Origin of the sequence: Enterococcus sp. DIV0421, assembly GCF_051713745.1 — a bacterium.
Classification (GTDB): domain Bacteria; phylum Bacillota; class Bacilli; order Lactobacillales; family Enterococcaceae; genus Enterococcus_D; species Enterococcus_D casseliflavus.
The window spans coordinates 2,267,431-2,288,760 of the sequence record NZ_JBIOQM010000001.1 but is presented as its reverse complement, the minus strand read 5'-3'; the positions used below and the strand labels follow the sequence as shown (position 1 = coordinate 2,288,760).

Genomic DNA, 21,330 nt, shown 5'->3' with positions numbered 1-21,330 from the left:
CTGATCATGTTTGTTTGATGTTTCCTGCGACCAGTAAAACTTCTGTGTCCCCTTGTAAATCATCTAGCTCAATGCCCATCAATAATGCTAACTGTTCAAGCGTTGAAGCAGAGAAGTCCATCACTCGTGAACCAAAACAGACATAAAACTCTGGTCGAACAATGATCTCACTTTGATAAACAGACATTTCTTCCCACAATTTCTCCACTGCCTCTCGGTAAGTGGCAATCGTTGCTTTTGCTGCCAAAGCATTCGCTCGTTGCACTTTGATAAAGCCTTTTTTATCTAAGATACGAACTTGAGTGGGACCGTCATGTGTCGCTTCACTAAACACGAAGAAGGCATTTGTTTTCGCCAACAAGGTCGTTTGCTGCTCCGTCAAGCGCATGTCTTTGGCAGCCAAAGCCAATGCTTCTTCTTCCGAACATTCTTTTAATAGATCCATGGCTTTGACTTCGGTGGAACCAGTCGCGATCGCGGTCACTTTTGACGTCTGTTGATCGATTTCAATATGAACTTCGATCGTTTCTTCACTTGCTCCACTATCGATGGCCTTATCTAGTGCTTCTTGTTTGATGGCACGAATGTCTTCTGGACTTGGCGATGGGATGATACGCTCAACGACATCACGCACCATGGCTAAAGCAACACCGATGGAAGAAATCACTTCCGCATTTTCTGGGATATCATATTTCACTTGATCTTTATTGGAATAATACGTAATCAAGGAGGAGGCACCGCCACCTACTCCTACTAAGGAGATTTGGTCTTTTTCTAGCTTGTATTTATCTACCAGTTCGTTGATGACCGGTGCAATCTTTTGGTAAGATTTTTCCATGATTTGGTTCGCGATATCCTCCACTGTCGTCTTGCAATAATCCGCCAATACTTGCATTGCTTTACGTGCAGAAGGAATATTTCCATAAGAAAAATGATTCGGTTCTACCAGACCCAAGACATTGGCTGCGCAAGAGTTTGTAATGGTGACAGCTGAATCGTCCTCCATAAGAATTCGGACGTAATCGGCAGGATCACCAGGCTTAGGCGAAAAGAAATCGACCTTTGGCTGATTGATTTTCTCAGTATCGGTGTATACGGCATAATCAAGTCCTGCGATATGTGCAGAACGTGGGCCAACGTCAATGATCCCATTTTTATCCGCGCGAACCATTGAACCACCTGCAACGCCGAGGATTCGTACATCTAATGAACTGATGTACGTAGCATGACCACCCACGATAGAATAATCGATCGTGGGCCGTCCATTTTTGATGACACCGATATTGGTGGTCGTCCCACCAACTTCAAAATAGATCCCATTTGAAGCCCGCAGATACATCAATGAACCCATGACCGAAGCAGCCGGTCCTGACAACATCGTCAATACGGGACGACGCTTCATTTCAGTGATTTCCATCACCCCACCGTCACCACGCATGATCATCAACGGAACAGTTACGCCTGCTTGTCGAACGGCATTTTCGGTTGATGTTGCGGTATTTAGCATTTTTGGTAAAATACTGGCATTGATCACTGCCGTACGGGTTCGCCGCGTTAAGCCATATAGCTTCGTGATATCTGATGCCATCGTAGAAGGAATATTTTTTTGCTTCGCTACATTGGAAACCAGCTCCTCGGGACCGATATCATCTACCCCAAACGCCATGGAAGAAACGATGACCTCCGCAGATTCTTGCTTTAGCGCAGCAATTTTGTCACCGATTTTGTCTTCGGATACTTCTTTTAGTTTCAGAAATTCATTAGCGATCTGAATTTCTTTGCCTTCTCCTAAAACAATATTTTTTATGTTTAATTGTTTCTTCGCGAGAAATCCTTCTAAGCCGCCTTTGGCTATCCCTAAAATCCCTACTTTCGCCACGTCACCTTCAATTAATGCATTGGTCGCCTGCGTGGTACTATGGGCAACAAAAATCACTTCTTCCGGAGCAATATTGTTTTCTTTTAAGCAATTTTGAAAGGTCTGAATGACACCTTTTGCCACTCCTGAAACATCATCGTGGGTTGTTTTGACGGAAGATTTCCCAATAATCTCATGCGTCGCATTATCGATCGCTACCGCTTTTGTATGGGTTCCACCCACGTCAATTCCCATCCGTACTCTTCTTGTCATGTTCTATACCACTCTTTTCTAGCCTTTTGTGCTGATTTTTTACATTAAAGATCCGTACATGAGATAGACAACGATTGCCATAATGACACATAGGGTCGCTGATGTTGGGATCCCAAGACGCATATAATCTTTGGACTGTACTTTGGCATAATCCAATGCCCAGACTGCTCCTGAAAGGGTAATGTCTAGTCCTTGGGGAATGATCGTTGTCACGATAAACAATGGATAGAGAAATTGAATCGGCCAACTTGTTACCGCAGCTACGACATGTAAAAGTGCAAGACCGCTTCCGACTAAGTTCATCGGCCCTCTAAAATGCCCTAAGACACCAAAGACACCAAACACGATCGCCAATCCTAATGTGGTCGCAGGAATCACTGGGCTTAATAATGCGCCTAAATAGGGAGCAACATACGCAGCTGCCGCATTGTAAGTGGCGATGGCTAACAAGAACGCCATCATCGGTGCAACACTGATCGCCCCATCAGACCCATACTTGGCAATTTTCCGACTTGCTTCCACAAAGCCGCCTTTTAGATGCCCTGTCGTGATCAGTGCAAACAAACTGGATAAAATAAAGGAAAGGATCACGGGTAGATTAAATGCGATCAATAAAATCACGGGCATAGCAACGGAAATCAGTGAAAGAGCAGGAGCACTTTTGGCTGTGGACTGACCTGCATCCCAAGAATAGACTTTTTTGGCTTTCCCGATCTTCACATTAACGATCGTCAAGATCACGATCAAAGAAATCGTCGCTGCCACGATCGCAAATGGGAAATAATCATTGTAACTATAATTCGCAAATTCTGGACTCGTCGTTTCGAAAATCGTTTGATACTGTTGGAAATTCACTACATTCAAGAAGGAGGCACTCACTCCCGCTGAACCAATAAAAGCAAAAACGGAAACAAGTGGTGAGATACCTAATGCCAGCATGATCGGTAAAACAACTACCCCGATAGCAATGTATGGTCCGACACCTGTTAACGAAGTGAACAATACAGCTGTAACCAAGCACAGCAAGTTGACGGTCACTCGCGGATGATCGCCCCCTAATTCCACGGTCTTACGAATCAAAGTAGAAGCAATCCCTGTTTCAATCAAAACGGTACCAAAGAATGCCCCGAACAACACATTGACTAAAACATTTCGTCCGTATGCTTCGGGTCCCGCTTGGAAGACATCCGTCAGCACTTCAACTGCGGTCAATCCCTCCATAGCACTATTGGGCTCAATCACATTTCCTGCAAAACTAATGGCGATCCAAATCGCACTCATTAAGAAAAAGCCAACGGTCATGTTATAGCCCTTGATACAATAAAAAGCCATAAATAAAATCGACAAAATGACCAATCCGCCTAATACCTGTGTAATCATTTCTTTTCCTCCTCGTTTTTACATTTCTTTTTCTTACATCCCTAACAAATCAAAGTTTTCAAAGGAGATCACCGCTTGATAATCTGCTTTTGGATTTTGGTATTTGATAAAGACTTGACCCATGGTTTGACTATAGTACCAGCCTTCCTTCGCAGCCTCGAATTGCTTATGATGCTGAAAATGAGGAACAAGCTGATCATCAATCGTTACCCAAAAAGGGGCTTTTTCGTGGTTGATGATTTTTAAAAGAATCTTTTCGATCTGCGTTGGATAGTCACCCGTTCGTTTCACTGTCACTTTGACCTGTTCTCCAGGTTCCACATGGATCTCTTCTTTCAAGTAGGCGCCTGTCTTGTAAGCCAATGATTTCCCGTCATCTTCATAATGGGTGAAGTGACAAGCTTGATCTGGTGCCACTAAAATCTCTAGATCAGTGACCGCCTCAGAATGAAGATTTCTCACTTCATTCGCTGCAAAAAGGGTGATCGACCCACCAATCACGAACAACGGTACACTATCGATCGTCACAGGAATGGCTAGTGTTTGGCCCCCTTGGTACTTCTGTCGTGAATAAAAGTCATAATAAACTGCCCCTTCTGGCAAATAGACCTCACGGACTTTTGGCCTTTTTCAACGACATTCGCTACGAGTAATGATTCTCCGACAACAAAATCAATGCCGTTGTCATAACAGTTAGCATCCTCTTGAAATTTCATAAAGGTCGGTTGAATAATTGGCAAACCAGTCTCAGCCGCCCGCACCATCAATGAATAATAATAAGGAATCATTTTGTATCGAAATTGGATCGCCTCCGCAATCCGTTGCTTACTTGCAGAAAACATCCAGGGTTCAGTCACCGTATTATCAGTATTGGTTGAATGAATCGAGAAGCGGGGCTGGAAAATTCCATTTTGGACCCAGCGGACAAACAACTCTTCTTCAGGAGCATCCCCATAAAAGCCACCGATATCACAGCCATAATTGGTCACCCCAGAAAGCGCCATTCCTAAAACTGTCGCGATGTTGTATTTTAGCGACTCCCAACTCGTTCGGTTATCCCCAGACCACGATTGGGCAAAACGCTGAATTCCCGCATGGCCTGCCCGACAAACCACAAAGGGTCGGGTGTTAGGGTGCTCTTCTATGATGGCTTCGGTTGTGATTTGGCACATAAGATTTGCCATGATTGGACGTAACTGACCAATGGTACCGGTTTTCCCATCATAAAAACAACGAGCATCTTGATCGACAATACTTTCATATTCACAATTATCATTCCAAACACTGGTTACACCGTAAGATAAGACATGTTCCTTTAAATACTTTTTCCAAATCCTCCGTGTATGGGGATTGGTAAAATCAGCGAAAACTCCTTTTCCTCCCCACCAAGTACCTAAAGCATTTTTACCTTTGTCCATGCTGTCTTTCACAAAAATTTGTTCTTCTTGAAGTGCCTGAAAGAATGGGTGCGTTAAGAGAATCCCAGGTTTGACATTAGGCGAGGTCGTGACGCCCCGTTTCTCCATCTCAGCGAAGAATCCTTTAGGGTCTTTAAATCGCTCCTTGTTCCACGTAAAAAAGTAGCGCTGCCCCTCATGATTGCAATAGCCTGAAGACAACTGGAAGCCATCGATCGGTACCGATTCTTCTTTAGCGGTATCGATGAAATCAATGATCGCTTGATCGCAATCTTTAGACAGTTCAGAATAATACATGGATGAACCTAGGTAGCCCAATGCATATTTAGGTAGCATCGCCGACCGTCCAGTCAACGAGGTATAGCGCTGAACCACTTCTTTGATCGTTGGTCCTGCAATAAAAAATAAGTCAATGTCTCCTCCGTCTACTCGAAAACGACTGTGTTTCTTCCAATAATTACTATGTGAGCGCCCCATATCAAAATCACATTCATATGTGGTGTGATAAAAGTAACCACTGGCAACTTTTGTTCGCTTATTGCTTTTTACATAGAAGGGAATGTGCTTATAAAGAGAATCGGCATTTTTAGGATCATAGCCCATCGTATCGCGAGGACTCATAACCATAAAAGTATGACTTTTCTCTATAGCACCTGTTTTTTCCCCAAATCCGTAAAAGCAATCTCCCTCTACTATTTCACTGGTGTGGATTTTGCGCTTATTCGCATCTTCCATCAATGCAAGATCGACGATATCTTTGTGCAAAACCAAATCCTCTTGGTCGTAAATCACCAATTGATAGGGATCCTTGTAGAGAAACACTTTCAATTTCTTGCCGATCAACCCAATCTTGTCTTCTTCTTCAATGACCTGAAATTCTTGTAAATCGACTCGCTGACGCTCTGCTCCAATCAACTGATCGAAGCGATCTTCCCACCCTGTCAACACTAAACTGTAAGACGCCTCATCAAATTCCTCATCAAAGCTGGCACGAATCCGAATAATTTCGTCAGTCAAGAACATGATCTTCACTAAACAACCATTTGTTCGAATCAAAAAACAGTGATTTTTTTCTTGACTATCGATGACACTTGTTGCAATCTTCATATATACCTCCTTAAACGATTGTCACAAAAACGGACTTAGAAATCGCTTTCACTTACACTAAAAAAAATAATTGCTTTCTATCTAGGAAGAGCAATTTTCTATGACCGTTTGCTTATTGATAATAGTAACTTCTCATATATTAATATACAACGGACAGATTTCGAGAATTGTCCTCCTCACTTCTGCAACCTGATTCTGGTCCCTTGGATTGTCCCTTGGATTGTCCTTTCGATAGCGAAGTGATTTGTAAAACGTCTAGTCTATTCAGCAAAAAGGAGTGTTCAAATGGTTTTCTTTTATCAATTCATGCTGGGATTGTTTGCCAGTACATTCGTTGCAGCGGCAGCATTCGTCTTTCAGTGGCTGACTGTTTCTGGCGCACTGGCTGCGATTCTTTGCGGCACACTGGTCATTGGCTTTGGTCCGTGGTACAGCATCTTTTTGATTGGCTTTTTCTTTGCCAGCTCTGGCATCATTGGTCTTTTAAAGAAAATGCGCAGTCAGCCAGAGTTAGCTGTGCTTGCCAAAGGTGCTCGCCGTGATGCAAAACAAGTCTTTGCGAACATCACACCAAGCATCTTTGCTCTACTGCTTGCCTTTTGGACGAAAGAACCGCTATTCCTTTGGGGATTTGTGGCGGGAATCGCTAGCTGTACGGCTGACACTTGGGGCTCAGAAATCGGCGTGCTGAGTCCAAGTCCACCGCGTCACTTACTAACGGGAAAAAAATTACCACCGGGACTTTCCGGCGGTGTCAGTTGGTTGGGAACTGCCGCTTCCCTAGCAGGGAGTCTCTCCATCACTGGTTTATTCGCAGCAGCCTTATGGTTGAACGGCAAGCCGTTCTCCTTTGATCTCTGGTTGACCTTGACTGCCTTAGGCTTTTGCGGTAGTCTTTTGGACAGCTTACTGGGCGCAACGATTCAGGTGCGCTATCAATGTCCTGTCTGTCACCAATACACCGAAAAAAAAGTCCACCACGACGTTGCCACCAAGCAAGTCGGCGGTCTTACCTTTGTAACGAATGAAGGGGTCAATTTGCTGACTTCAATAGTGATCGTTATTTTGACTGTATGTTTCTTTTACTTAAAAATGTCTACCGCATCATAAAAAAAGCAGCAAAGCACGTCACTAATGTGAGGTGTCTTGCTGCTTTTTGACTCAATACCGATTAAGCAATATCCACTAAGCGGATCTTCGTGACATTTTTGTAGACAGACAATTCTTCGATCACTTCAGAAAAGCCTAGTCCTCGGGGGAGATCAATCGTATAAATGTTGGTATAAATGCGATAGTCTTCCATGAATTTGACATCAAAATTGACATCTTCGATCACGATATTTTTCTCTTGGAAGTACTCCGTCAAAAACTCTTTGGTCTCAGTGCGGTGGATGTACTGGATCTCTAATTTCTTTGCTGTTGGTACGCGGACGATCCGCTTAACGATCGTCAATGCAAAGAAGATCCCGATAAAACTACTTAATGCGATGGTGTAAAAGCCCATCCCGATGGCAATTCCTAAACCGGCGATCGCCCATAAGGAAGCAGCCGTCGTCAACCCCGTCACCGAGCGCTTCGTCACAATGATCGTTCCGGCGCCTAGAAAACCGACCCCGCTGACGACTTGGGCGATCAATCGTGCTTCGTCTGAACGAATCACGCCTGCTAAATCTGGATGATTTAGTGCATCTCGCATGGCACCTGTGGCGATCTCCACTTGGATCAAAGCAATGACACAAGCTCCCATGCAAACCAAGATATGGGTTCTAAGTCCAGCTGGTCGACTTTTGTATTGCCGCTCGTACCCAATCGCTCCTCCCATGATCATTGCCAACAGCAATCTCAGCGCTACTTCAGGAATGGATAAATGCATATCAACCATTTGCATCCCTCTTTTCTTCGTATTCTCTCTTTTAACTATAGCATCTCTGATGAAAAAAAGAAAAAAACAGCGCCGAATCAGCCAAATAAAAAAAGCCCCCTCAGAAAATAAGCAAGTTAGCTACAAACCATTGCTCGCAGCTGCGCTGGCGCTACTGCACAAGCGCAGGGGGAAGCTGCGAGGATGGCTCATTTTTCCTTCTGACTTATTTCTGAAAAGGGCTGATTTTGTTTTACAGGTTGCTGGCAGCAGCCTCATCGATGATCACGATCACGTCATCATGCTTTTGTAAAACAGAAGCCGGTAATTCGTTGGTTACGGGTCCTTCAATCATTTTTTGGATCGCATCCGCTTTGACTTCGCCAAATGCCATCAAAATGATTTTTTTGCTTTGCATAATCGAACCGATCCCCATTGAAATTGCCGTCGTTGGGACGTCTTCGACTTTATCAAAGTAGCGTTTGTTGGCATTGATGGTTGATTCAGTCAAATCAACGACTGAGGTCGTTCCTTCAAAGGATGCACCAGGTTCGTTGAAGCCGATATGTCCGTTTTGTCCAATACCCAAGATTTGGATATCAACTGGGTGATCCCCAATCACGCTATCGTAGCGTTGGCATTCTGCTTCTAAGTCTTCCGCTTTGCCGTTTGGTACGAAGGTTTCTTTGAATGGTTTTTTATTGAATAAATGAGCATTCATGAAGTAGCGATAGCTTTGTTCGTCTTCGCCGCCTAGTCCTACGTATTCATCTAAGTTGACTGAAGTCATTTCTGAAAAATCAACTTCACTGGCAGTCATTTCTGCATAAAGGGTTTCTGGCGTGCTTCCTGTTGCTAAGCCTAGGACCTTGGCGCCATTTGCCATACCTTCTTGAATCAATTCAAAAGCTTTCTTTCCGCCTTGAGCAGCATCTTTAACGCGAATAATTTCCATGATCAGCGCTCCGTTTCTATTTGGTATAGTCCAATAATACCACAGGTTGTGTTTGATTACAATAATTAGTCTAGACCAGATGACGATTTTTTCTCGGCAATCAAAAAAAGACGAGCTCTAAAATGCGCTCGTCTCTACTCGTATTCTACTTGTTTACCAATTCGTATAAACATCAATACCGCTATGACCGACACCTGTGTCATAGACTTTATAGGCACCTAAAGATGATTGACCAGTCGATCCTTTCGGTTGATTATCACTGGCAACAACGATGTACCCATCGGCATCACGGATGGTTCCGTCTGATGCTACATGGCGACCAGGGATATTCAATCCGCCTCCTGGCAAGACTTTTTGTGAGTAGTACGATTCTCTCACACCATTGAAGTAATTGATCCCATCCACTGGATTCAAGACACCAGAACCAGCACCAGGAACGCTTGAACGAGTTTGACTCACGTTAGCAGTCGCTGTAGACTCACTTTTTTCTGTGCTTTCTTTCGTACTTGTCTCTTTGTTTTCTACTGATTGGCCATCGTTAGAAACCAACAATGTTTCGCCATCAAAAATCATATTTGGATTTTCGATCGAATCATTTAAAGCTAAAAGGTCTTCGACCGTTGTTTGATAAGTAGCAGCGATCCCAGATAGAGTGTCTCCTGGTTCGACAACATGGGTTTGTTCTGCTGCTGAAACAACTGTTCCGCCAACGAATAAACCAAATCCTGCAACAACTGTAAATGCAAATTTTTTCAAATGAAAAAACCTCTCTTTTGATTATTTGTCCCGCTATCGGGCACAAGTAAGAGAATAACATTACAATATTGCAGGAAGGTTTCAGAAATATTTTTCATTATCACAATTGTTAAACAGAAAGTTACAGGATTTTTATTCAAAAATGCTAAACTTACAATATTGTTATCCCTTTCGATGAGTGCTTTTAGTGGCCACATGCTATAGTGATGCTAGTAATGGAAAGGAATGACACCCATGAAAAAACTACTATTAACGCTTGGCGTTTTGATTATTGTCGTAGCCGGCTATTTCGGCTACACGTACTATGCAACAACGTATCGCGGCATCACGGCTTATGCTATCACGCCCAACAAAGTCCCTGAAAAGACACAGACCTACAGCGATTCTGGTGAAAAAATCGATGGCTCTTTTACCTACAAATACACCTTTGAATTCGTAAAGAAAAATGGTGAAAAAGAACTCATGACCTATGACCTGACGGGCGAAAATGTAAAACCATTGGCTCCAAATACTTTAGTCAAAGCAGAAATCAGTAAGACCCGCATCATTTCTGGTCCCAATGAAGTCCCTCAATCAGAAGTCCCCGCAAAAATACTATCTGAGCTGAAAACCTTTGACGAATAAGGACTTCTTACAAGAAACTTTCTACTTTTTAAGGTTCATTTTACTTTGACGGTCTATGCTAGCTTTATACCAAAACTATTTTTCTTCCTCTTACCAGTCCTCGCCCGACTGGTATTTTTTGATTTTTCCCAATGGTCAGGAGTTACGCTTCTTGTAGACAAAACCGCTCTAGCTTCGCAATGGTTTTTTTCTCAAACTTTGATCAAGCAGCTATTGACGATCGGAAATAAATAAAACCAGAATCAATAGGATAAACGCTGGTTTCATCATAAAAAAACCGCTAGATTGTTTATCTCTAGCGGCTTTTTTTGCGATTTTAATAGAGTTCCAAGTATTGTTCTCTTTCCCACTCGGAGACTGTTTGGCGGAAGGCTGCCCATTCTAATCGTTTTGCTTCGACAAAGTTGGCATAGATGTGTTTGCCTAAGGCATCGATCATCACTTGGTCTTTACGCAATGCTTTGATGGCATTGTGGATCGTTGATGGCAGATCTTCGATTTGTGCTTCTGCCCGTTCTGTTTCGTTCATGATGTAGATGTTGCGGTCGACAGCTGGTGGTGGTGTCAACTCACGTCTAACGCCATCAAGTCCTGCTTGTAATAAAACAGCCATTGCTAAGTATGGGTTAGCGGATGGGTCAACCGAACGCAATTCCAAACGTGTTGACAAGCCTCTTGATTCTGGTACCCGAATCAATGGTGAACGGTTGCGTCCTGACCATGCCACGTATACAGGCGCTTCGTAACCTGGCACTAAGCGTTTGTAAGAGTTGACGGTTGGGTTGCAGACAGCCGTGTAAGCACGGGCGTGTTCGATCAAACCGCCTAAGAAGTGATACGCTGTTTGGCTTAATTGCATTGGTCCTTCTTCATCAAAGAAGACATTTTCATCACCTTTGAACAAGGACATGTTGCAGTGCATACCTGAACCGTTGATGCCGAATAATGGTTTTGGCATAAAGGTCGCATGCAAGCCGTGTTTACGAGCAATGGTTTTCACGACAAGCTTGAAGGTTTGGATGTTGTCACATGCTTCCACTGCATCCGCATATTTAAAGTCGATCTCGTGTTGCCCTGGTGCCACCTCATGGTGAGACGCTTCAACTTCAAAGCCAAGGCTTTCTAATTCTAATACGATATCGCGACGGCAGTTTTCCCCTAGATCGGTTGGGGCAAAATCGAAGTAGCCGCCTTTGTCGTTTAATTCCGTTGTGATTTCGCCTGCTTCATCTAATTTGAATAGGAAAAATTCGGGTTCTGGTCCAAGATTGAAAGAAGTAAAACCAAGGGATTGCATGTCAGCTAATGCCCGTTTTAAGTTGCCACGAGGGTCGCCTGCAAATGGGGTGCCATCTGGATTGTAGATATCACAGATCAAACGAGCCACTTTGCCATGTTCACTTTCCCAAGGGAAGATCATCCAGGTGGACAAATCAGGATACAGATACATGTCACTTTCTTCAATACGGACAAACCCTTCAATAGAAGAACCGTCAAACATCATTTTGTTTTCCAGTACTTTATCTAATTGACTTACAGGTACTTCAACGTTCTTGTTCGTTCCTAAAATATCAGTAAACATCAAGCGTAAAAAGCGCACGTTCTCATCCTTTACGATTTGTTTGATGTCTTCGGCAGTTCTTTCAAATTTTGGCATAGTATCCCTTCCTTTTTCCCAATTCTTTTTTTATATCACAGCAACGATCTACTAATGCTCTACATTCGTGGACCTTTTTGCTGGTATGGCTGTTGTTGATTCAATCCACCTTGAGCCAAGAGTTCATCATAAAAAATTCGACGTACATCTTCATCGGTCAGCGGCGGTTTGTTCTTCGCTTCTTTTTCTTTGGCAACTTTCATTTCATAAACTCGTTTGATTCCCGCCATGTTCAGTCCATCGGAAAGATAGTCTTTGATCTCTAGCAAGGTATCAATATCATTCAGCGAATACATTCGTCGATTGCCATCGCTGCGTTCCGGGTGGATCAATTCTTGTTCTTCGTAATAACGAATTTGACGGGCGGTGAGATCGGTCAATTTCATGACTGTTCCGATAGGAAAGACTGACATTGAGCGCCGCAATTCTTTTTCCCGCATAACTTGGCTCCCCTCCGTTTCAATGATGCTGCGTAACTTTATGGAAACTATACCAATTCTTTTTTTGTGTGTCAACCCCTCATGTTAGAAAAAGTGACATGAATGCAAATTTTTTTGATTTTTCCATTGGGCCCTTGATTTGATCGCATGTTCAAGCAGTCCTTTTTCTGGAAGAAATGGTGCCTTAGCCAAAAATGTTCGGGTTTTGCACTTGAAGAAAGTCAAACCACTTATACTCCCATAATTTTGTCACCACAAAAAAACGGTGCATCGGTTGCACCGTTTCTGTTTATTCCTGTTCTTGCGCCATTCTGCGTAGTGGATAGGTATCCTCCAGCGCAAATCCTTTGATATGATAGGTCTGTGTTGCTTCATCGAAGGCATTACTCAACACTAGCGACTCCCGTTTTAAACGATTCAGCGCATTGCCTTCATCGGCTTGCAACACCAGATGATAAGGCTGCATGATCTGCATCAATTCCATTTTGATCGCCTGAGTCAAGCGCTCTTTGCCTTTGGTACTCTTTGCTGAGATCAAGACATTGGGAAATAGTGTTGGGACAAACTGATCGGCGTCGATGCGATCCGCCTTATTGTAGACCGTCAACATCGGTAATTGGGTCAAAGAAAGTTCCTCCATTAATTTTAAGACCGTCTCCTCTTGCTGGACCCGTTCTTCGGAACTGGCATCGACGACATGCAGCAAGAAGTCCATGTTTTGACTTTCCTCCAGTGTGGAATGAAACGCATCAATCAATTGGGTCGGCAATTCTTGGATAAAACCAACCGTATCGGTAATGGTGACTTCGAATCCTTCTGGCATCCGCCAGCGTTTCGTCAAAGGGTCAAGTGTCGCAAACAACTGGTCTTGTTCATACGTATCCGCACTGGTCAAAATGTTTAAAATAGTTGATTTTCCAGCATTGGTATAACCAATCAAGCCCATTTGAAAGACTTGGCTGTCTTTGCGCTTTTGGCGTGTCCGGTCTCGATGGGCTGCCACTTCCTTCAATTCCCGTTTGATGATGGTGATGCGGTTGCGGATGTGTCGACGATCGGTCTCCAGCTTGGTTTCCCCTGGTCCTCTCGTTCCGATTCCGCCCCCTAGCCGAGACATGTTCTTTCCTTGCCCTATCAAGCGTGGAAGCAAATAATCCAGCTGCGCCAATTCTACTTGCAGCTTTCCTTCTTTGGAACGGGCACGCATCGCAAAAATATCAAGGATCAGCTGAACGCGATCAATCACTGGCACTTCTAGCGCATCACCGATCAACTGGCTTTGCCTTGGTGTCAGTTCATGATTGAAGATCACTAGATCTGCTTCATGTGCTTCTGCCAACTGCTGCAATTCCGCAACTTTCCCCTTGCCGATCACGGTTTGTCGATCGACTTGCTGCCGTTTTTGCACCAGTGAAAAAACAACTTCACCATTGGCGGTTTTTGTTAAGCTTTTCAATTCTTTCATTGACGAATCAAAATGAAGATAGTTTTTCTCCGTTTCTACTCCGACAAGAATCACACGTTCTTGGCTCATCTTTTCTCCTCCAACCATTGGTCGATTTCTGTTTCAAGGGTACGTTGTTCTTCAGGTTGCCTCACTAAATCAATCCATCGGGGCTGTGCTCGGTTATTGAACCACGTCAGCTGCCGCTTGGCGTAGCGGCGTGAGTTTTGCTTGATTTGCTCAATGGTCTCCTCCAATGTGGCCTGCCCTTGAAAATAGGGCAAAAATTCCTTGTAGCCGATCCCCTTAGCGGCTTGCGTTTCTGGATACTGCAAAACAGCTTTTGCTTCTTCGATCAAGCCTTGATCCATCATCAAGTCCACCCGCTGATTGATTCGCTGGTATAACACTTCTCGCTCAGTGGTTAACCCGATCATGAAGAAATCGTACAAAGCTTGTGGTGTCTCTTTTGGTGCAGCGATACTTTCGCCAGTCGTTTCAAAAACCTCCAACGCACGAATCACTTTCCGCTCATTGTTGTAGTGGATCTTCGCTGCTGCCAAGGGATCGACCGCCTGCAGCTTTTGCCATAAAGCTTCTTTGCCGATGACTACTGCTTCTTGTTCGTAACGCTGACGAATCGTTGGGTCGCCTTCTTCTGCCCCTAAACGAAAGTCATACAAAAGCGCTTGGATGTATAACCCTGTTCCCCCTACAACGATCGGCAGCTTTCCTTGCTGCTGGATCGTCTCGATGGCTTCACGCCCCATTTGCTGGAAATCAGCGGCAGAGTATGCTTCCGTCATCCCACGAATATCGATCAAATGATGAGGAATCCCTGCCATTTCTTCCTTCGTCACTTTGGCGGTACCGATATCTAACTGACGGTAAATTTGCATGGAATCCCCGCTGATGATCTCCCCATGGTATTTTTGGGCTAACTGGATACTCAAGGCGGTTTTGCCGACTGCGGTCGGTCCCACGATTACTAAGACTTTTTTCATCCTTTTGTTTCCTCGCGGACCTGTTGCACAATTGCCCGAGCTTTTTCTGGAAAATCGGTGATGATCCCCGTCAACCCCAGAGCCAAGCAGGTGCGAATCGCCGCTTCTTCGTTGACAGTCCACGGACGGATCGCGATCGGAAAATCAGTTAAGACCGTTGCTGTCTCTTGGACCCAGCGATAGGCAGGATGAATTCCTTCGATATACGGTCGGCTGAGCGCCAACGGTGGTTTGTCTTCCCCGCGTCCCATAATAAAATCAAGGGTCGCATCCGGTTCGATCGCATGGATCCGATCCAAGGTCTCGATATTGAAGGAACAATACCAATGAGTAAAGGGCCATTCTTGACTATTCATTAAGTCGGATACTTTGGCTTCGATTCCTTCATACTCATAATGATCGGTTTTTAATTCGATCGTCAAAATGCCACGATAATTCTTCGCTGCAAGTAAATCCAACACTTCTTTTAGTGTGGGGACTTTGGCGGCTTGGAATTCCTCAGAAAACCAGCTGCCAGCATTGAGTTCTTTTAGTTCAGCAACCGTCAGGTCACAGATCCGACCTTTGCCGTTGGTCGTTCGATCAACCGTTTCATCATGCATGACGATCAAGCCGCCATCTTTTGATAGATGTACATCTAACTCAATGATATCAGCTTTGACCCGCACCGCTTCCGCAAATGCTGGTAGCGTGTTTTCAGGTCGGTTGCCGCTACTCCCGCGGTGGGCAACGATTTGTACCATCATTCTTTCACTCCATTCTCACTCTTTATTTTACCATGGAATCTCCTAGAACCAAAAAGCCTCTGTTTGTTTCGATCCTCTTAATGCATAATAACGCTTTGTTTCGGTCAAAGAAAAACACCCTTACTATGATCGCAGTAAGAGTGTGTGTGATCAGTTAAAAAAGCGCAACCGTCGATACTCTGGTTTGGTTGCCTTAACCAAGGAAAACGGCTGACCAGTAGAATCAAATCGTTTTTGAAAAATAGGTCAACGGTTCGCTCGTCATGTTTTTCATTTGGGTTTTACGCTCATTGACCATTTCGACTAATTGATCAAGGAAATTTTCCATAATGATCCGACCGCCTTTATAGGTATACCCACCGATTTTAACAGTTTCCTCTGGGGATAAAATCACCCGACGTGTTCCGATTTTTTTGAAAAATTCTTCCAAGAAAAAATTCGGTAGATAAAAACTGTTTTGCGCCGCAAAAGATTGTAGATAGGCAAAATCATCGATGGTGATATAACAGTCGTCAAAGGCATCAAAGCTGACATACTCATCCATCAGCATGACCCGTTTTTGTAGAATCTCACTGATTTTTTGATTCAATAAAACCAACGTTTCGATTTCTTTGACTTTATGCTCCAACAAACGGCGTTGTTTTTCTTTTTGCTCCTCATACCGAATGCGTAAATTAAAAATGATGGTTACTAACAATGCGCCCACTAAGACGCCGATCAAACCTGCTATTGCTACTGCCATTCTTCGATCCTTCCTCATTCCTTTTTTCATATTGTATCATATTTGAAAGTTTCGCAAAAAAGATAACGAACTTTTTATTTGACCTTTCTTGACCTAATCGGTATACTATCTCTTAGATATTGCGAAAACTTTATGCTAAACTATATCTATAACGATTTTTAGGAGGACTATCACTATGAATTTAATTCCTACAGTCATTGAACAATCATCTCGCGGTGAAAGAGCGTATGACATCTATTCTCGTCTATTAAAAGATCGGATCATTATGTTGAGTGGTCAAGTAACCGATGACTTAGCAAACTCGATCATTGCTCAGCTTTTATTCTTGGACGCGCAAGATTCTGAAAAAGACATCTACTTGTACATCAACTCGCCTGGCGGAAGCGTTACTGCTGGTCTAGCGATCTTTGATACCATGAACTTTATCAAAGCCGATGTTCAAACCATCGTTATGGGGATGGCTGCTTCTATGGGTTCATTCTTATTGACCGCTGGTGAAAAAGGCAAACGCTTTGCATTACCAAATGCAGAAATCATGATCCACCAACCATTAGGTGGCGCACAAGGACAAGCAACTGAGATCGAAATTGCTGCCCGCCACATTTTGGCAACCCGCGAACGTCTGAACAAAATCTTGTCAGAACGTACTGGTCAACCAATCGAAGTGATTGAACGCGACACCGATCGTGACAACTTCATGACCGCACAAGAAGCCAAAGATTACGGCTTGATCGACGAGATCATGGAATCAAACAAATTGAAATAAGCTTGCATAAAAAAAGGTGTACGAAGCAATTCGTACACCTTTTTGCGTCTTTTGGTTCGGCGTCAGACTTCACCATATTCGCCCTGTTGGTAAGCATACCCATTTTCCACGTAATGCGTGATGTTTGCCTGATTTTTGGCGATTTCTTCTTCTGTCAACGGACGGATCACTCGTGCAGGACGACCAAACGCCAACACATTGGGCGGAATGACGGTTCCTTCCGTTACTAACGAACCAGCACCTAACAAGCTATTTTCACCGATCACTGCATGATTCAAAACAATCGAGCTCATGCCGATCAGCGCCCCTTTTTTGATGGTACAGCCATGAAGCATACACTGATGCCCAACAGTCACATCGTCTTCCACGATCGTCGGGGCATCGTGATCAACGTGAATGATCGTTCCATCTTGAATATTGGTACGCGCGCCGATTTCGATGCGATTGGCATCGCCTCGAATCACTGCTTGAAACCAGACCGTACTCTCTTTTCCTAGAGTCACGTTTCCTACGATCGTCGCATTTTTTGCCACAAAACAAGGTGTTCCTTGCAACGAGGCTGGCGAAACTGTTTTGTGGGTTTCATTCCCTGATTGTTCTTTGTCCATCAACTTCTCCTTCCAATCCATAAACGGATCTGCGCTTTCTTTTTTCACTATAGCACCACCCTTGCGACAATGCAAAAAGAGCGCCAGTCAGACTGGACGCTCTTTTGGGCTTACTCGGCTTCTTCTGAAAATTGACTTTGGTACAGTTGGCTATAAAAGCCGCCAGCTGCCAACAAGGTTTCGTGATTGCCTTTTTCAATGATCGACCCTTGATCCATCACTAAGATCAGATCTGCTTCACGAATCGTTGACAAACGATGGGCGATCACAAAGCTGGTACGACCTTCCATCACTTTATCCATTGCTTTTTGAATCAGCGCTTCTAAGCGGGTATCCACCGAACTGGTGGCTTCATCGAGAATCAAAATCTTCGGATCAGAGATGACTGCCCGAGCGATGGTCAACAATTGTTTTTGCCCCAAGGAGACATTGTCCCCTTCAGAATTGATGATCATTTCGTAGCCGTCTGGCATCGTGCGAATGAAGTGATCGACGTTGGCGGTTTTCGCTGCATCAACGACTTCATAATCGGTGGCATCTAATTTCCCAAAGCGAATGTTGTCGCCGATCGTGCCTTCGTACAACCATGCATCTTGTAAGACCATCCCAAATAGTGACCGAACATCGTGACGTTCCATTTTCTTCGTGTCGATGCCGTCGATCTTGATGGCCCCTTCATTGACATCATAAAAACGCATCAACAAATTGATCAAGGTGGTTTTCCCAGCACCTGTTGGTCCCACGATCGCCACGGTTTGTCCAGCTTTGACTTCAAAGTTCAAGTCTTTGATCAACGGTTTTTTCGGATCATAGGCAAAGCCGACATGTTCAAAGGTCACGTCGCCTCTGATTTGTTCTGGCAATTGGATATCGGTTTGATTGACTGGCTCTTCTTCCTCATCTAGGATTTCAAAGACCCGCTTTGCTGCTGCTGAGGCACTTTGCAAGACGGAAGACAGCTGGGTAATATTCCCCATTGGCTGACTGACTTGCCAAATGTATTGAATGAATGCTTGCAGCTGACCAACAACGATCACGCCGCTGATCACGTAAAAGCTCCCCATGACTGCCATTGCGATATAGGTAAAGTAAGCGGTCATTTGCACCAACGGCATCATCAATCCTGAAACAAAGGCAGAACGAAAGCCGTAATAGCGCAACTGGTGGTTAACGTTTTTAAACCCTTCAAGTGTTTGCTTTTCCCGTCCATACACTTTCAACACACTGAATCCAGTCATGTTTTCTTGTACGTAGCCGTTCAGATCCCCTAACGCATTTTGCATGCCTTGGAAGTCTTTTTGCGACTTTTTGACGATCGTGCGAGAAATCAATAAGGAGGCTGGGATCATGATCAATGAAACCAACGCCATGTAGGTATTAATGTAAAACATCATGGAAACCGCCATAACGATTCCTAAGAAGGCATTGACGATCCCGATCAAGGCTTGTTGCATCGCACCGCTGACGGCATCCACGTCATTGGTCACCCGTGACAAGATATTCCCTTGTTGGTTGCGGTCGAAGTAAGAAACGGGCAAACGATTGATTTTTTCTTCAATGTCTTGCCGCAGATCTCGCATCGCAGATTGGACAACGTTGGTGATCAGCAGCCCTGACATCAATTGTGAGAAACAGTAACCGACACCAACGACTGCGATCCAGATCAAGCAAAGGATCACGTAATCAAAATTAACGCCTTCGCCTGCAGCGATGTTGCGGCTGATCTCTGTCGTCGGTAATCCAGAAACATACGGCATTGCCGCATTGAAGCCGACGGTTGCAACAGTAAACAGCAAGACTAGGATAAATTGTACTTTGTACGGTTTGATGTAAGCACCTAACCGTTTTAAAGAAGAGATTGCTTTCATTGTGCCAACTCCTCCTCTGATAATTGTGACGCCGCAATGTCGTAGTATACTGGACAAGTTTGCAGCAGTTCTTTGTGGGTGCCGATGCCAACCACATCGCCTTCGTTCAAGACGACGATCTTATCGGCATTCATGATCGTTCCTACTCGTTGAGCAACGATCAAAACGGTCGATTCTGTGGTTTCTTTTTTCAAGCGTGCCCGCAATTTTGCATCCGTTTGGTAATCCAATGCAGAAAAACTATCATCAAAAATATAGATCTCTGGTTGGCGGATCACCGCACGGGCAATCGCTAGGCGTTGTTTTTGTCCGCCAGAGAAGTTGGTTCCGCCTTCTGCCAAGTGAGCATCAAAGCCATCTGGTGTGCGAGAAATGAAATCTGCCGCTTGCGCAATCTCGGCTGCTCGTTCCAGCTCTGCTTGCGTGGCATCTTCTTTGCCATAGCGTAGGTTTTCTGCGATCGTCCCTGTAAATAGCAACGCTTTTTGAGGGATAAACCCGATCTTGTTGCGCAACGTCGTTAAGCTGTAATCCCGAACGTCAACACCATCCACCAAGACTTGGCCTTCACTGACGTCGTAAAAACGTGGGATCAATTGGATCAAGGTTGATTTTCCACTTCCAGTACTACCGATAAACGCCACGGTTTCCCCTGGTGAAGCGGTAAAGCTAACATTACGGATCACTGGACTTTGAGCATGTCCTGGATAAGCAAAGGTAACATTTTTGAATTCCAAGAAGCCTTTCGTCTTAGTTTCTGTCACTGGATGTTCTGGCTCTTTGATTTCAGAAGTCGCATCTAACGCTTCTTGGATTCGACGAGCAGAAACCGCCGCTCGTGGATACATCGTAAAGACAGTCGCAAACAACATGAAAGAAAACAGGGCATGGAAGATGTATTCGATAAATGCAATCAAGTCACCGACCTGCAGTTGCCCTTGATCGATTTGAATACTTCCCGTCCAAATAATCAAGATCATCACGATATTGAACAAGAAGAAAAAGCCCGGTTGTGCCGTTGCCATCAAGCGAAACAAGCTGCGAGAACTAGAAGCATAGGCTTGGTTGACTTTGCCAAAGCGTTTTTCTTCAAATTTTTCATTGACGAAGGCACGGATCACTCGTAAACCAGAGAGATTTTCCCGCAAGATGCCATTGATTTTATCTAGATTGGCTTGTTGTTTGGTGGATAATGGTTCCGAGATTTTGGCAATGGCGATGACGGCCATCAGCAATATCGGCAATGCCCCCAAAACATACAACCCTAGTTGTGTACTTGTCCGCATGACCATGTACAAGCTGACCACAAACATCATGGGTGTCATCAAACCTGTCCGTAAGATGCTTTGCATAAACAGCATGATTTGATACGCATCATTGGTCACACGGGTGATCAATGATGAAACCCCGATTTTTTCATATTCGGTATGTGAATAGCCTTGGACTTTTTCAAAAAGATCGTCACGAATATCTGCCACAATGTTAGTGGTGATACGTGACGTGAAATAGCCTAACAAAATGTTCATCGTGATCCCCACAATGGTGATCGCGATCATCGCCGCACCCATTTTCCATATGTAGTCGCGATCACCAGCGGCGATCCCTTTGTCGATCATTCTTGCCAATAACGTCGGCAAACCTAATTCAATCAAAATAAAACCAAAAACACAGATGAAATTAAAAACCAGCAGTTTCTTGTTTCTCATCGTGTAGTGCCACATTAATTTCAAAAAATCCCCTCCTTTTTTACTTCATTACTTCTACTATAGCATAGGAATATTCTTATTGTAATGCACTTTCAACGAAAAAAAGCAAACTTCAGC

At 44.1% G+C, this 21,330-nt stretch carries 18 protein-coding genes and 1 pseudogene; 3 read left to right on the top strand and 16 right to left on the bottom strand.

Annotation, left to right across the window (positions count from 1 at the left end; translation table 11 throughout):
* Nucleotides 1–4: 4 nt before the first annotated feature.
* The 4 genes and pseudogenes from IGI96_RS10975 to IGI96_RS10960 form a co-directional block, all read right to left on the bottom strand.
* On the bottom strand, nucleotides 5–2,131 hold the full coding sequence (locus IGI96_RS10975) for a hydantoinase/oxoprolinase family protein (RefSeq protein ID WP_438785118.1): 2,127 nt from the start codon (nucleotides 2,129–2,131) through the stop codon (nucleotides 5–7).
* Nucleotides 2,132–2,170: 39 nt separating this feature from the next.
* Nucleotides 2,171–3,511, bottom strand: a complete 1,341-nt coding sequence (locus IGI96_RS10970) for a citrate transporter (RefSeq protein WP_086339179.1) — start codon at nucleotides 3,509–3,511, stop codon at nucleotides 2,171–2,173.
* Between the two features lie 33 nt (nucleotides 3,512–3,544).
* On the bottom strand, nucleotides 3,545–3,928 hold the full coding sequence (locus IGI96_RS10965; RefSeq protein WP_333493791.1) for a DUF5110 domain-containing protein: 384 nt from the start codon (nucleotides 3,926–3,928) through the stop codon (nucleotides 3,545–3,547).
* A 126-nt stretch (nucleotides 3,929–4,054) separates the two neighbouring features.
* A pseudogene (locus IGI96_RS10960) lies at nucleotides 4,055–5,952 on the bottom strand (TIM-barrel domain-containing protein); the annotation flags it as partial.
* Nucleotides 5,953–6,321: 369 nt separating this feature from the next.
* Between IGI96_RS10960 and IGI96_RS10955 the strand changes: the two are divergent.
* Nucleotides 6,322–7,146 carry a DUF92 domain-containing protein gene (locus IGI96_RS10955; protein ID WP_086339178.1) on the top strand — a complete coding sequence of 275 codons (825 nt, stop codon included), beginning with the start codon at nucleotides 6,322–6,324 and terminating at the stop codon, nucleotides 7,144–7,146.
* Between the two features lie 61 nt (nucleotides 7,147–7,207).
* On the opposite strand, the gene IGI96_RS10950 is transcribed toward IGI96_RS10955, so the two are convergent.
* The 3 genes from IGI96_RS10950 to IGI96_RS10940 form a co-directional block, all read right to left on the bottom strand.
* Nucleotides 7,208–7,918: an MgtC/SapB family protein gene (locus IGI96_RS10950; RefSeq protein ID WP_074536356.1), complete on the bottom strand. Its 711-nt coding sequence runs from the start codon at nucleotides 7,916–7,918 to the stop codon at nucleotides 7,208–7,210.
* 232 nt (nucleotides 7,919–8,150) lie between these two features.
* Nucleotides 8,151–8,852 carry a glucosamine-6-phosphate deaminase gene (gene nagB / locus IGI96_RS10945; RefSeq protein WP_086339177.1) on the bottom strand — a complete coding sequence of 234 codons (702 nt, stop codon included), beginning with the start codon at nucleotides 8,850–8,852 and terminating at the stop codon, nucleotides 8,151–8,153.
* A gap of 153 nt (nucleotides 8,853–9,005) precedes the next feature.
* Nucleotides 9,006–9,608, bottom strand: coding sequence for a LysM peptidoglycan-binding domain-containing protein (locus tag IGI96_RS10940; protein ID WP_074536355.1), 603 nt, complete (start codon nucleotides 9,606–9,608; stop codon nucleotides 9,006–9,008).
* Between the two features lie 234 nt (nucleotides 9,609–9,842).
* On the opposite strand from IGI96_RS10940, the gene IGI96_RS10935 reads away from it, so the two are divergent.
* Complete coding sequence (locus IGI96_RS10935) at nucleotides 9,843–10,232, top strand: YxeA family protein (RefSeq protein WP_086339176.1); 390 nt, start codon at nucleotides 9,843–9,845, stop codon at nucleotides 10,230–10,232.
* A 316-nt stretch (nucleotides 10,233–10,548) separates the two neighbouring features.
* Here IGI96_RS10935 and glnA read toward each other — a convergent pair whose 3' ends face one another.
* From glnA to IGI96_RS10905, 6 genes are all read right to left on the bottom strand, one after another.
* The gene (gene glnA / locus IGI96_RS10930; RefSeq protein WP_005225167.1) at nucleotides 10,549–11,889 is read right to left on the bottom strand and encodes a type I glutamate--ammonia ligase; all 1,341 of its coding nucleotides are present in this window, start codon (nucleotides 11,887–11,889) and stop codon (nucleotides 10,549–10,551) included.
* Nucleotides 11,890–11,948: 59 nt separating this feature from the next.
* Nucleotides 11,949–12,329, bottom strand: coding sequence for a MerR family transcriptional regulator (locus IGI96_RS10925; protein WP_005225166.1), 381 nt, complete (start codon nucleotides 12,327–12,329; stop codon nucleotides 11,949–11,951).
* Nucleotides 12,330–12,618: 289 nt separating this feature from the next.
* Nucleotides 12,619–13,863, bottom strand: coding sequence for a GTPase HflX (gene hflX, locus IGI96_RS10920; protein WP_005225165.1), 1,245 nt, complete (start codon nucleotides 13,861–13,863; stop codon nucleotides 12,619–12,621).
* On the bottom strand, nucleotides 13,860–14,777 hold the full coding sequence (gene miaA / locus IGI96_RS10915; RefSeq protein ID WP_005225164.1) for a tRNA (adenosine(37)-N6)-dimethylallyltransferase MiaA: 918 nt from the start codon (nucleotides 14,775–14,777) through the stop codon (nucleotides 13,860–13,862). Before miaA ends, hflX begins: the two co-directional genes overlap by 4 nt.
* A complete protein-coding gene (locus IGI96_RS10910) occupies nucleotides 14,774–15,523 on the bottom strand; it encodes a glycerophosphodiester phosphodiesterase (RefSeq protein WP_005225163.1) in 750 nt (249 codons plus the stop codon). Before IGI96_RS10910 ends, miaA begins: the two co-directional genes overlap by 4 nt.
* 223 nt (nucleotides 15,524–15,746) lie before the next feature.
* A complete protein-coding gene (locus tag IGI96_RS10905; RefSeq protein WP_005231097.1) occupies nucleotides 15,747–16,265 on the bottom strand; it encodes a hypothetical protein in 519 nt (172 codons plus the stop codon).
* Between the two features lie 175 nt (nucleotides 16,266–16,440).
* Here IGI96_RS10905 and clpP point away from each other — a divergent pair, with 175 nt between their 5' ends.
* A complete protein-coding gene (gene clpP / locus IGI96_RS10900) occupies nucleotides 16,441–17,031 on the top strand; it encodes an ATP-dependent Clp endopeptidase proteolytic subunit ClpP (protein WP_005225161.1) in 591 nt (196 codons plus the stop codon).
* A 62-nt stretch (nucleotides 17,032–17,093) separates the two neighbouring features.
* On the opposite strand, the gene IGI96_RS10895 is transcribed toward clpP, so the two are convergent.
* The 3 genes from IGI96_RS10895 to IGI96_RS10885 form a co-directional block, all read right to left on the bottom strand.
* Nucleotides 17,094–17,687 (bottom strand): gamma carbonic anhydrase family protein, encoded by a 594-nt coding sequence (locus IGI96_RS10895; protein WP_005231095.1) that lies wholly within the window; start codon nucleotides 17,685–17,687, stop codon nucleotides 17,094–17,096.
* Nucleotides 17,688–17,749: 62 nt separating this feature from the next.
* On the bottom strand, nucleotides 17,750–19,507 hold the full coding sequence (locus IGI96_RS10890; RefSeq protein WP_005225159.1) for an ABC transporter ATP-binding protein: 1,758 nt from the start codon (nucleotides 19,505–19,507) through the stop codon (nucleotides 17,750–17,752).
* A complete protein-coding gene (locus IGI96_RS10885) occupies nucleotides 19,504–21,237 on the bottom strand; it encodes an ABC transporter ATP-binding protein (RefSeq protein WP_074934635.1) in 1,734 nt (577 codons plus the stop codon). Before IGI96_RS10885 ends, IGI96_RS10890 begins: the two co-directional genes overlap by 4 nt.
* Nucleotides 21,238–21,330: the final 93 nt, after the last annotated feature.